This is a genomic window from Parafrankia sp. EAN1pec, assembly GCF_000018005.1.
Classification (GTDB): Bacteria; Actinomycetota; Actinomycetes; order Frankiales; family Frankiaceae; genus Parafrankia; species Parafrankia soli.
Map to the genome: position 1 here is coordinate 2,412,996 of NC_009921.1, position 11,421 is coordinate 2,424,416.

Genomic DNA, 11,421 nt, shown 5'->3' on the forward strand with positions numbered 1-11,421 from the left:
TACACGAGCCGACCGCAGGCAGCCCCCCGCGCCGTCCCGGTTCGGTGCGGCGAACGATCACACTCGACTCGCTGCGCCCGGACGGCCCGACCGGAAACCTGATCCTGATCGGCCGCGGTCGGGACCTGGCCACCGGCCCCGAGGGCGCCGCCTCCGTGATCGCCGAGGCGATGTTCCGCTTCGAGATCGCCTTCCAGAGCCGTCGCGAAATCCTGCGCGTCGAGACTGCTCCAGAGGTCCCCGAACTGGCCGGCCTCATCGGCGTGAGCTCCACATCCGGCTTCCGTCGTCACCTGGCCGAGATCGTGCCGGAGCTCCGGGCCACCCATCCTCTGCTTGCCGCGTTGTTCGACGACGCCCCGGTGACCTCGCTCGTCTCCGGCTACGCGACAACTCGCATGGGCCTCGTTCACGGCGATGGACGGATCATGCTGGCGCAGGCCGACCAATGCGCAGGCTGGGCGCGCGGTGCGACGATCATCAACTCGATCGAGGACGGGAGCGGCCCACCCATGGTCACCGGCCCACGGGCGCCGTCCCTGCTGGTGCCCGATGATCCGATGGCATGGCATGCGCTGACCGGACTGCCTCCGCACGGCATGCGGCGGGCCCGCCGCCTTGACCTGCTGCCCGCCGGCGTCGACGCACTGCAGGTGGACGTGCTTTTCCGGGACAGCTACCAGTCCGACAGCGGACCTGAGGCCGTCATCCACGAGTACACGGTGAACGCGCTGCTCGACCCGGAGACAATGACGTTCACCGAGATCGTGTCGACTCCGCGCGCGCTGCCGTGGGTCGAGTGCCCGAGCGCGGCCGCGAGCGCCGCCCGGCTGGCTGGCGCCGCAGCCGCAGACGCCCGGCAGGCCGTGGGTACAACCTTCCGCGGTACGTCCACCTGCACGCACCTGAACGACACACTGCGATCGCTCGGCGATGTCCCCGCTCTGGCGGCCATGCTGCCAGGGCGCTCGGCACCGTAGGCGTGATCTTGCGGCGAGTGTGTCGATGGGAGAAGGTGGACAGATTCGGCCGGGACACAGTTTCTTCGGGAGTCTTTCGTGGGTAGCCACAGTTTCGAGATAGACGTGGTCGACAAGGTCGCGTGGCTCGTTCTCTCCAGGCCGGAAGAACTCAACACGCTTCAACCAGATTTCTGGCGAGATCTCCCCCTGGCCGTTTCGAAGATTGACCAGGGCGGAGGCGTCCGGGTGCTCGTGATCTCGTCGACCGGTCGACACTTCACCGCGGGCCTGGACCTTAATGTCTTCGGCGGCACGGAGCTTTTTCCGGACGGAGAGCCGGCTCGTGTCAACATGGCCCGCCGCTCGCTTATTCTTCGCATGCAGGGCGCTCTCACTGCGCTGGAACGGGTGCGCTTCCCCGTTCTCGCGGCGGTGCAGGGCGGTTGTGTCGGGGGCGGCCTCGACCTTGTGACGGCCTGCGACATGCGTTATGCCACCGTGGACGCGTTTTTCGTTGTTCAGGAGACAAAGATCGGAATTACCGCCGATCTCGGCACACTGCAGCGACTCCCCAAGATAATTCCGGACGGAGTTGCGCGTGAGCTCGTCTACACCGGTCGTCGACTTCCCGCCGACCGTGCGCTCGCCGTCGGCCTGGTGAACGAGGTCTACCCGGATCAGGAAGCGATGCTGCGCGGCGTGCGCGAGGTTGCGGAGGAAATTGCCGCCAACAGCCCAATGGCGGTCTGGGGGAGCAAGGAGATGCTGCTCTACTCGCGCGATCACCCCGTCGCCGACGCCCTGGCACACACGGCAACCTGGCAGGCGGGGGCACTCCAGCCAGTAGACGTTACCGAGTCGATTCAGGCCCGGATGGAGAAGCGCGTCCCGAGCTACCCGGATCTCCCGTCGACCTCGGATACCTGACGGCGCCGTCGTCCGAATCCGAGTGTCCTGTCGAAGCCCGTCCTGTACGAGACCGAATCCCTCCTCGTGGTTCGCCTCAGGAGGGTGGGTTCAGGTGTCGCGGGATTCTCTGCGCCACATCGGGTTCGTGGGCCGGCCAGAGCTGAGGGCGGAGTGGTCGGTGCGACTTTTCAGGCCGAGTCACGCCGCCGTCGCCTGCGATCACACCCGCATTCCGGCCATCCTGGAGATCGTGCCCTGGGTGGCCGCGCGGTGATCGCGGCTGGGCCGGCCGATGGCGGCCCAGCCGCGATGCACCCCAGCTGCTGGGAACGGCGACTTACCCGGTCAGCACCGTCCGCCGTTACTGCAGGTCGGTCCGTCCGGCTGCGGCTCGAGGTCCTCGAGGGCGCGGGTCGGGGCGGGCAGATCGTGCCTCACCGTCACACGCGATCCGTCGAAGCTCAGCAGGCCGGAGATCGGGATACTCTCGGGGAGCGGATCCTCGTACGACCAGGCGACGTCCTCCACGACGACGTCCCCGACGATCGCCGACCAGTAGGACGCGGCTCCCTTGTAGGGGCAGTAGGTCGTCGTCGTGCTCGGGCGGAGAAGTCCCATGTCGACCTGCTGGCGGCGAACGTACAGCCGTGGTGCGAGCGCGGACTCGTACAGGGCAACGGTGTCCGAGGTGTCAACGAGGACCGCGTCGCCGACCTCGACGCGCAGGCGCCGAGTCGAGCGAAGGCAGTCGACCCGGTGGTAGGGGTTGCGCGGATGCCCGAGCATCCGTTCCTCTTCTTCCCACCATTCGTCGACAGCGTCCCATGGAACCCGTACGTGTCCTGCGACGGCGGGCTCGGGTTCGGATGCCACAGTCGCCTGGACATCCTCGGAGGGGAACGCATAGGTCGGAGGTTGTCCCGGTGCATGAACCAGCAGCACTCGCTCGCTGTCGACCACGGTCCGACCGTCGGAACGGCCGCGTACCCGACGTTGGAAGGGCTCGACGTAGACGAGCGGTGTCGGGAGAGACGCGCTGAAGCGGCCGGCCGGCCGCGTGGACAGGGGGCCTCGTCCGGTCGTGAGACTCACAGCGCGGTCCTGTCGTCGACCGCGCGCCCGTCATTCCTGAAGCCCCGCAGCATGGCGTCGACGGTGAACGACGAGATCAGCGCATCGGCCTCGTCGTAGACCCGGCATTCGGAATGGGTCATTCCGTCGCCGGCGAAGGTCGACAGATGATGATAGCGCATCCAGTGGTCGGCCCGGACATTGGAGTGAAAGGAGATGCCAATCGCGTTGATCCCCATCGACAGCGTGCGATGGGCCTGGTTCTGGCCGACCCCCTCATGCGGGCGCAGGGCGGCGGCGATGGAGATGTGCCCGGTGAACTGGGCGAGCAGCCCGGCCTGTAGGCACGGGTCGTCCGGCACCGTGCGGAACCGGACCCATGTGCCGATGACCGGAGGACCCACGGGCGCGGCCGGGTCGTCGGTGTACGCCGCGTCGACCATGCGGATGTCGCGTCCGGTCACGGACATGTCGTAGGGCTTGCTGTCGTAGGGGCCCGCGGATGGCGGCGGGGCCGCGGAGTGGCGGACGACGTCCGGTGCGGTGACATCGAGCAGCAGGGTGCCGCTGGCGCGCCGCTTTCCGCGCTGGGAGACGTGTACTGCCAGCGTTGTGAAGCTCCGGCCGGAGCTGAGCTCGTCCACCTCGAACTCGAGAGGTTCGCGCGCGTCCGCTGCCCGGTAGAACACCATGTGCGCCGAGACAACCCGCCGCCCGGGCGCGTGGCGGCCGCCGGCCACCACAGCCTGCCCGAGCATCTGGCTGCCTTCGACGACTGGCCGCCGGGGATCAGCAAGGGCCACGCTGACGTATCTGCGGTCGCCGGCCTGGCGGACATTCATGATGTCGATGAGATCTGAGGCGTCGCCCCAGGTGGGGAAGCGTTTGATCGTGCTGTCGCGGGGCTGCTCGCCGGGGAGCTCGTCGACGATCTCCACTCGGACCCGGTCGTGGTCGAAGGCGGCGAAGTCGGTCAGCCACTCCAGGCCGGAAGCCGGCTGGGTGAAGGCCCACAGCGCGTCCCGGCCGTCGACCGTCGTCGTGCTGGCGGGGTCGTGCCAGTCGACGGAGTCGGCGTCGACCTTCCCCTCGAGGGACCACAGGCGCGCCGTGCCCTTCACCGGGCACGACACCGTCCGGCCCTCGTCTCCGAAGGAGTCGAACCGGATGTCGGAGCGTGGAAAGTAAAGGACGGGGACCTGCCCCGGTTCCTGCACCCGGACGGCGGCTGTCGACTCCGCGACCAGGGTGTCACCCCACCACGCTCGGGCCGGGTAGGGGCATGGCTGCCGAGTTAAGGCCGGATCGCTTGCCGACGTCGCGTCGGCCGTTACAGGCTGCACGTCACAGGAAGCTAACACTGTGCCCAGGGTTGGGACGAGGAATCCGGAGTCGAGGGGCATCGGACCCGACTGTTTCGAGCCGTCGGTGGCCGCTCAGCGGGTGCCCGCCGTCGAGGACAGGCGGGTCAGCCACCCGAGGACCAGTGAGTTGAACACCTCGGGGTGCTCCTGATGCAGCCAGTGGCCGCCCGGCAGCACGTGAACCTCGTCGGACGGGCCCGCGGACAAGTCGCGTTCCCATTCTGCCTGGTCGGCGCGCCGTTCCCCGTACACGGACAGCACGGGGCAGGTCCGCTTGGCCAGGTAGTCGTCGCTCTGCTCCCGGCGGCCGAACTGGTCGACGTCCAGCCACATGCCGGCGAAGGCCGCCTGGGCCACGTCGACAGGTACGCCCAGCGCGCGTCGTCGGTGCCAGGTCGTCAGGTGCTCGGGGGCGTCGGGGCCAGCCAGCGCCGCGAGATACCTCAGCAGGCGCTCGACCCCGCCCGGCTCGCCGAGGTTCGCCAGCGACCGTGCGGATCTCTCGACGTCCGCTTCGGGCAGGCCGTAGGCGGGCTCCACCGCGACGACGGCGCGGACGAGATCGGGATGTTCCACGGCCAGTGCACTGGCGACCATCGCGCCCAGCGAGTGTCCGACGGCGACCACCCCGCCGTTGCTCGCGGTCACCTCCAACTCGCGAAGCAGGGCCGCGATGTCGGCGGCCAGGATCCGCGGCCGCAGCCCCTTCGAACCGGTGGACCGACCGTGGCCACGCAGATCGACGGCGATCACGCGGTGGCGCCGGAGGAAGGCTGGGATCTGGAAGTTCCAGTCGTGCGAGTCGCAACACCAGCCGTGGACGAGCACCAGGGGCGGGGGTGCGCTGGGCGCTCTCGTCCCGTTCAGGCTCACCGGGCCTGGGCTCTCACCGAGGATCGCGGTCCCGTCCCGGGCCGGATCGTCGGTGAAGAACAGCCTGGTCTCGACCCCGAGGTCGAAGTACGGCATCGGTAGCCCCCGTTCGCTAGACGACGTTCGTTGACAATGGACTCGGGTGAGGACGCCGCGTCCGGCCCTGGAGGGCCTGCGCATGGCACGGACGAAGTCCTGCCAGACCGACGATCCGTGTCCGTCCGATGTTCCCGTGATTCCGCGGTTGTCTCGTCCGCGGAGCCTGCGGCGGCGGGCTGGCATCCTGGTGTGCGTGGACGCTGCCCCGGGAGATTCGACTGTCTCGCGTCGAGCCTCTGCCCGCAGGTACCTCATGTGTCCACCGGAGTACTTCGACGTCACCTATGCCATCAACCCGTGGATGCGCCCCGAGGTACCGACGGACCTCGCCCGGGTACACGCCCAGTGGGAGGCGCTGCGGGCCGTGTATCTGGGGCTGGGCCACCAGGTCGAGTTGGTCGAGCCGGTTCCCGGGCTACCTGACATGGTCTACGCGGCCAACGGCGGCCTGGTCGTCGACGGCGTCGCGGTCGGGGCGCGTTTCCGGTACCCGCAGCGGCGGGCCGAGGCTGACCACTACCTCGACTGGTTCCGCGGGGCTGGAATGCGGCGGGTGCACGCCCCGTCGTACGTCAACGAGGGCGAAGGAGATTTCCTGCCGGTCGGCGGCGTTGTCCTGGCCGGGACGGGTTTCCGTACCGAGCCACGTGCGCACGCCGAGGTGGCGGGCGTTCTCGGCCGCAGGGTGCTGACCCTGGAGCTGGTCGATCCGCGTTTCTACCATCTCGACACCGCGCTCTGTGTCCTCACCGAGGACCTTGTCGCGTACTACCCGGCGGCATTCAGCGCGCGGAGCAACGCCCTGCTCCGGGAGACATTTCCGGGGGCTCTCACGGTGTCCGAGCGGGAGGGGGTCGCGTTCGCGCTGAACGCGGTCAGTGATGGGCTGCACGTGGTGATCTCGGCCGATGCTGTCGGGTTCGCGAGCACTCTGCGTGACCATGGATTCATCCCGGTCGGCGTGGCCACGGATGAGATCCGGCGGGGTGGCGGCGGCGCGAAATGCTGCACGCTGGAACTGCGTCCGGCCGGCTGAGCCTGGCCGACTGAGCTCGGGAGTGCTCACTGAGCGAGACCGCCGCGACGTTTCGGCGAAGATCGTGCGCGTTCCGTGGGCGCGTGGGGCGCGGCAATCAGGACAACTTTCGCCTGATGCGTTGTGGAGGTACTTTCTATCGAGGCATGAACTACTCTGGAACGAATCATCGGGACGACGTCGGACAACCTATGACTAAAATTGTTGCGATGGTCGCGGCCGTGGACGGCCTGCCGACCATAGAAGAAACAGATGCAATGCTGATCGAGCTGAACCGGCTTCCACGGGATCCGGTGGTGACCGATCTGATCGACGAGCTGCTGGATTTCCGGTCGCTCCTCGCCGCCGCCGTCTGAGCGGCTGCTCCGAAGCGACCGGAACCCGGCTACGCCGGACGGTGTTTCCGCCCTACCGGGCAGGTGACGCCGTCCGGTGAGACCTCATCGGGTCACTGCTGCGCCCCGAACGGCTGGCCCTGCTGCTGGCCGCCCTGGCCGTACTGGCCGCCCTGGCTGGAACCGAGCCGGTCGCGCGAGGCGCCGCCCAGGGCCGAGCCGGCTCCGACAAGCTCCTGGATACGGTTCTCGACGTACCGCTCGCTGTGGTTCGTCTTGTCCGCGATCCGCGCAACGAGGTCGTTGACGCTGGTCGACGCGTCCAGGTCGGCGGTGCTCACCTGACCGAACTGGTCCAGGATGCGGTAGCGGATCTGGCGCCAGTTCTGCCGAAGCTGCTGCTCCACCTGCTGTGCCTGCTGCTGCTCCATGGTTCGAGAGACTCCTTTCGGTCGGGCTTTTTATTTCCCGCTAGGCGGCGCCCGTGACGCTACCTCAGAAGCGCTTCCCGGCAAAGTCGAGGACTAATTATGCGGGCTGGTGGCAGGGTGGGTGTGGCGTCCATCTCCGTCGGGCGAATCCTGAATTTCGAGCTGTTCGAAATGGTTCGGATTCTGTGGTCTGGTCGGCGGGTCGCGGGATGTTCGACGGCTTTGTTGCGGCGCGGGCGCGCGCGTCGGCATTGCCGCTCGCCGCCGATCGCGGGAGCGTCGGTCGTACGAGCGCCAGTTGTGGGAGCACCGGTCGCGGATGGGGCGGCGGGCGGGTGAACCCGGCGCGATCCCGCACACCGACCGGCGCGGGCGAAACTGTCCGGGCGGAACGGTCCCGGCTGAACGATCCGGGCGGAACGCGGGCCGGCAGAGTGGTCAGGGGGCTGGACAGCGTGCGGCGACGGCCATATCTTCACTAATTGACTGAACAAAGTGGGGTTGCTGACGGTGGTCGAAGGGCGGTGGCTCCCATGCCCCCAGCAGGCTCAGTCCCGCTGTCGGTGCTCGACCTGGCCCCCCTCCCCTCGGGATCCTCGGCGGCCGACGCGCTGCGCAACACGCTCGATCTGGCCCGGCAGGCCGAGCGGTTCGGCTACGCCCGCTACTGGCTCGCCGAGCATCACCTGACCCCGGGGGTCGCCTCCGCCGCACCCGCCGTTCTGATCGCCCTGGTCGCAGCGGCGACGGAGAGGATCAGGGTCGGCTCCGGGGCGGTCCAGACCGGGCATGACACGGCGGTGGTCGTCGCCGAGCAGTTCGGCACGATCGCGCACCTTCACCCCGGGCGGGTCGACCTGGGGCTTGGTCGATCCAACCTGGGCCGCTTGGTCGACCGGGCCGCCAAGCCCACGCCGAACGGCACAGCGCAGCCCCTGAACGGCACAGCGCAGCCGCCGCCTCGACCCTCGGCGCGGGTGGTCGACGGCCTGCTCCTCCCTGAGCCGCCGGCGGTCACCTTCGACGTGGAGCGCCTCGGCCGGCAGTTGCGGCTGGTCGGTTTCCGGGACGGACCCGAGGAGGACTACACCGCGCTGGTCCGCGACATCCAGGCGTTCGTCGGTGGTACCTACCGGGCGCCTGACGGTACGGCGCTGTCCGCGCCGGCCGCGGAGGGCGCAGATCTGGAGATCTGGATCCTGGCGGCGACCGCGGGCGGGAGCGCGCTCACGGCCGCGGCCCTCGGCCTGCCGCTCGGCGCGAATTACCACATCGTCCCGTCCACGGTGCTCGAGACGATCGCGGCGTACCGGGCCGCGTTCCGGCCCGGCGTGCTGAGCGAGCCGCGGGTGATGGTCTCCGCCGACGTCGTCGTCGCGCCGGACGACGAGACCGCCCGCCGGCTCGCCAGCGGCTACGGCCCGTGGGTGGCCAGCATCCGCGCGGGCGGTGGCGCCATCCCGTACCCGAGCCCCGGGGAGGTGGCGGCGCGCGGGCTGAGCGACGCCGAGCGGGCGCTGGTCGCCGACCGGGTGGACACCCAGTTCGTCGGCTCGCCCGAGACGGTCGTGCGGGGGCTGCGGGTCCTGCGGGACGCCACCGGCGCCGACGAGCTGCTGATCACCACGATCACCCACGATCACGCCGATCGCGTGCGTTCCTACGAGCTGCTCGCCGAGGCCTGGTCCCGGTTGAGCGCGGTGGGCTGACATCGATGACCGGTCCCACCGCCCCGGGCGAGCTGCGGCTCGCCGTCGCGCTCGACGGCTGCGGCTGGCACCCCGCCGCGTGGCGGGAGCCCGACGCCCGTCCCCGCGAGCTGTTCTCCGGCCGTTACTGGACGGAGCTCGTCCAGGAGGCCGAGCGTGGCCGGCTCGACTTCGTGACGATTGAGGACACTCTGGCGCTGCAGTCGTCCCGGTATGACGGCCCGGACGGCCGGGTCGACGAGGTCCGCGGCCGGCTTGACGCTGTCCTGGTGGCGGCCCGCGCCGCGCCGCGCACGCGGGGCATCGGCCTCGTCCCGACGGTGGTCGTGACACACACCGAGCCGTTCCACGTGGCCAAGGCCGTCGCCACTCTCGACCATGTCAGCTCCGGGCGGGCCGGGGTGCGGGTCAGGGTCCGCGCGGGGCGGGACGAGGCCGCCCACTTCGGCCGTCGTGACCTGCCGCCGGCGCGGCCCGCGGACCTGTTCGACGAGGCCGCGGACCACGTCGAGGTCATGCGCCGGCTGTGGGACAGCTGGGAGGACGACGCCGAGATCCGCGACGTGGCCACGGGGCGGTTCATCGACCGCGACAAGCTGCACCACATCGACTTCGCGGGCCGGTGGTTCAGCGTGCGGGGGCCGTCGATCGTGCCGCGCCCGCCGCAGGGGCAGCCGCTGGTCACCGCGCTCGCGCACGCGGCCGTCCCGTACCGTTTCGCCGCGGGTTCGGTGGACCTCGTCCACGTGACACCGCGCGACGCCGCCGACGCGGCGCGGATCCTGCGCGACCTGCGGGCCGAGCAGGCCGCGGCCGGGCGGCTCGCGGAGTCCCTGCGGGTGTTCGCCGACCTGGTGGTGTTCCTCGACGACGCTGAGGGCCGGGCCGCCGCGCGCAGGGCCGGCCTGGACGAGCTCGCGGGCCGGGAGTTCCGGTCGGACGCCGCCGTCTTCGCCGGCACGCCGGCCGGCCTCGCCGACGTCCTCGAGGAGTGGGCGGGGGCGGGTATCGACGGATTTCAGCTGCGCCCGGCGGGGGTTCCCACCGATCTGACCGCGATCACCCGCGGGCTGGTGCCGGAGCTCCGGCGTCGTGGCCTGGTTCCGCCCGAGTACGGCGCGGGCACGCTGCGCGGCCTGCTCGGGTTCCCCCGGGCGGCCAACCGCTACGCCGCCGCCCCACCCGAACCCGCCGCCACCTGACGCGTCCGTCCCGACCGGGAGGAACCGGATGAGCAGCCCGACCAGGCAGATCCACCTCGCCGCGCACTTCCCGGGCGTGAACAACACGACCGTGTGGAGCGACCCGCGCTCGGGCAGCCACATCGCGTTCGAGTCGTTCGTCCATTTCGCCCGGACGGCGGAACGGGCGAAGTTCGACTTCCTGTTCCTGGCGGAGGGGCTGCGGCTGAGGGAGCAACGCGGGCGCATCCATGACCTGGACGTCGTCGGGCGTCCAGACACGTTCACCGTGCTCGCGGCGCTGGCGGCGGTGACCGACCGGTTGGGCCTGGCCGGGACCATCAACTCGACGTTCAACGAGCCGTACGAGGTGGCCCGCCAGTTCGCCAGTCTCGACCATCTCTCCGACGGGCGCGCCGCGTGGAACGTCGTCACCTCCTGGGACGCGTTCACCGGGGAGAACTTCCGCCGCGGTGGCTTCCTGGCCGAGGAGCAGCGCTACGAGCGCGCCGAGCTGTTCCTGCGGACGGCCAGCGAGCTGTTCGACTCCTGGCGGGGGGACGAGATCGTCGCGGACAAGGAGTCCGGCGTCTTCCTGGCCGATGCCAAGGCGGGGGCGTTCGAGCACCACGACGCCCACTTCGACATCAGCGGGCAGTTCACGGTGCCGCGCAGCCCGCAGGGCCGGCCGGTGATCTTCCAGGCCGGTGACTCCGACGCGGGCCGGGAGTTCGCCGCCCGGTCCGCCGACGCGATCTTCAGCCGGCACAGCACGTTCGACGCCGGGCAGGCGTTCCACGCGGACGTCAAGCGCCGCCTCGCCCGCTACGGCCGTGCGCCCGAGGATCTCCTCGTCCTGCCGGCGGCGACGTTCGTCCTCGGCGACACCGACGCGCAGGCGCGGGAGCGGGCCGAGGAGGTCCGCCGCCAGCAGGTCAGCGGCGCCACCGCGATCCAGTTCCTCGAGCAGGTGTGGAACCGCGACCTCGGTGACCACGATCCGGACGGGCCGCTGCCCGAGGTCGACCCCGTACCCGGGGAGAACACCGTCGCCCAGGGCAGGGCGAGCGTGCGGATGTACGAGGACCGGCTGGCCACCGCCCGCCGCTGGCGCGAGATCGCCGAGGCGGGGAAGCTCACCACCCGCGAGCTGGTCATTGAGGTCAGCGGGCGGCAGGCGTTCGTCGGCAGCCCGGCGACCGTCGCGGACACGATCAACCGGTTCGTACAGGCCCGCGCGGCGGACGGGTTCATCCTCGTCCCGCACATAACCCCCGCCGGCCTGGACGAGTTCGCGGACACGGTCGTCCCGCTGCTCCAGGAGCGCGGCGTGTTCCGGGCCGACTACACGGGGACGACGCTGCGCGACCATCTCGGCCTCGCCCCGGTGCCAGGATGGCCGGTTCACGCGGTCTGAGGCCTTCCTCACGGCGTGTACATCGGCTCGTTCG

The 11,421-nt window shown here is 70.2% G+C and carries 11 protein-coding genes; 7 read left to right on the plus strand and 4 right to left on the minus strand.

The window, feature by feature from the left end:
* Positions 1–44 precede the first annotated feature (44 nt).
* Positions 45–980, plus strand: a complete 936-nt coding sequence (locus tag FRANEAN1_RS09880; RefSeq protein ID WP_347177058.1) for a DUF2889 domain-containing protein — start codon at positions 45–47, stop codon at positions 978–980.
* 78 nt (positions 981–1,058) lie between these two features.
* Positions 1,059–1,889 carry a crotonase/enoyl-CoA hydratase family protein gene (locus FRANEAN1_RS09885; protein WP_020459612.1) on the plus strand — a complete coding sequence of 277 codons (831 nt, stop codon included), beginning with the start codon at positions 1,059–1,061 and terminating at the stop codon, positions 1,887–1,889.
* 327 nt (positions 1,890–2,216) lie between these two features.
* Here FRANEAN1_RS09885 and FRANEAN1_RS43150 read toward each other — a convergent pair whose 3' ends face one another.
* The 3 genes from FRANEAN1_RS43150 to FRANEAN1_RS09900 all read right to left on the minus strand — a co-directional run bounded on the left by FRANEAN1_RS43150 (position 2,217) and on the right by FRANEAN1_RS09900 (position 5,275).
* Entirely contained in the window at positions 2,217–2,963 is a 747-nt protein-coding gene (locus FRANEAN1_RS43150; protein ID WP_020459613.1) for a DUF427 domain-containing protein, read from the minus strand.
* Positions 2,960–4,303, minus strand: coding sequence for a DUF427 domain-containing protein (locus tag FRANEAN1_RS09895; RefSeq protein WP_347177213.1), 1,344 nt, complete (start codon positions 4,301–4,303; stop codon positions 2,960–2,962). Before FRANEAN1_RS09895 ends, FRANEAN1_RS43150 begins: the two co-directional genes overlap by 4 nt.
* Positions 4,304–4,378: 75 nt before the next feature.
* A complete protein-coding gene (locus FRANEAN1_RS09900) occupies positions 4,379–5,275 on the minus strand; it encodes an alpha/beta hydrolase (RefSeq protein ID WP_020459615.1) in 897 nt (298 codons plus the stop codon).
* 196 nt (positions 5,276–5,471) lie between these two features.
* On the opposite strand from FRANEAN1_RS09900, the gene ddaH reads away from it, so the two are divergent.
* Both ddaH and FRANEAN1_RS40800 read left to right on the plus strand, forming a co-directional pair.
* Positions 5,472–6,314 (plus strand): dimethylargininase, encoded by an 843-nt coding sequence (gene ddaH / locus FRANEAN1_RS09905; protein WP_347177214.1) that lies wholly within the window; start codon positions 5,472–5,474, stop codon positions 6,312–6,314.
* Between the two features lie 209 nt (positions 6,315–6,523).
* Positions 6,524–6,670 carry a hypothetical protein gene (locus tag FRANEAN1_RS40800; protein ID WP_198145722.1) on the plus strand — a complete coding sequence of 49 codons (147 nt, stop codon included), beginning with the start codon at positions 6,524–6,526 and terminating at the stop codon, positions 6,668–6,670.
* Between the two features lie 92 nt (positions 6,671–6,762).
* Here FRANEAN1_RS40800 and FRANEAN1_RS09910 read toward each other — a convergent pair whose 3' ends face one another.
* The gene (locus tag FRANEAN1_RS09910; protein WP_020459618.1) at positions 6,763–7,080 is read right to left on the minus strand and encodes a hypothetical protein; all 318 of its coding nucleotides are present in this window, start codon (positions 7,078–7,080) and stop codon (positions 6,763–6,765) included.
* Positions 7,081–7,613: 533 nt separating this feature from the next.
* On the opposite strand from FRANEAN1_RS09910, the gene FRANEAN1_RS09915 reads away from it, so the two are divergent.
* Genes FRANEAN1_RS09915 through FRANEAN1_RS09925 form a run of 3 tightly spaced genes read left to right on the plus strand, consistent with a single transcriptional unit; the run spans position 7,614 to position 11,387 of the window.
* Positions 7,614–8,789, plus strand: a complete 1,176-nt coding sequence (locus FRANEAN1_RS09915; RefSeq protein ID WP_020459619.1) for an LLM class flavin-dependent oxidoreductase — start codon at positions 7,614–7,616, stop codon at positions 8,787–8,789.
* Between the two features lie 5 nt (positions 8,790–8,794).
* Positions 8,795–9,991: an LLM class flavin-dependent oxidoreductase gene (locus tag FRANEAN1_RS09920; RefSeq protein ID WP_020459620.1), complete on the plus strand. Its 1,197-nt coding sequence runs from the start codon at positions 8,795–8,797 to the stop codon at positions 9,989–9,991.
* 28 nt (positions 9,992–10,019) lie between these two features.
* Positions 10,020–11,387: an NtaA/DmoA family FMN-dependent monooxygenase gene (locus FRANEAN1_RS09925; RefSeq protein ID WP_020459621.1), complete on the plus strand. Its 1,368-nt coding sequence runs from the start codon at positions 10,020–10,022 to the stop codon at positions 11,385–11,387.
* Positions 11,388–11,421: the final 34 nt, after the last annotated feature.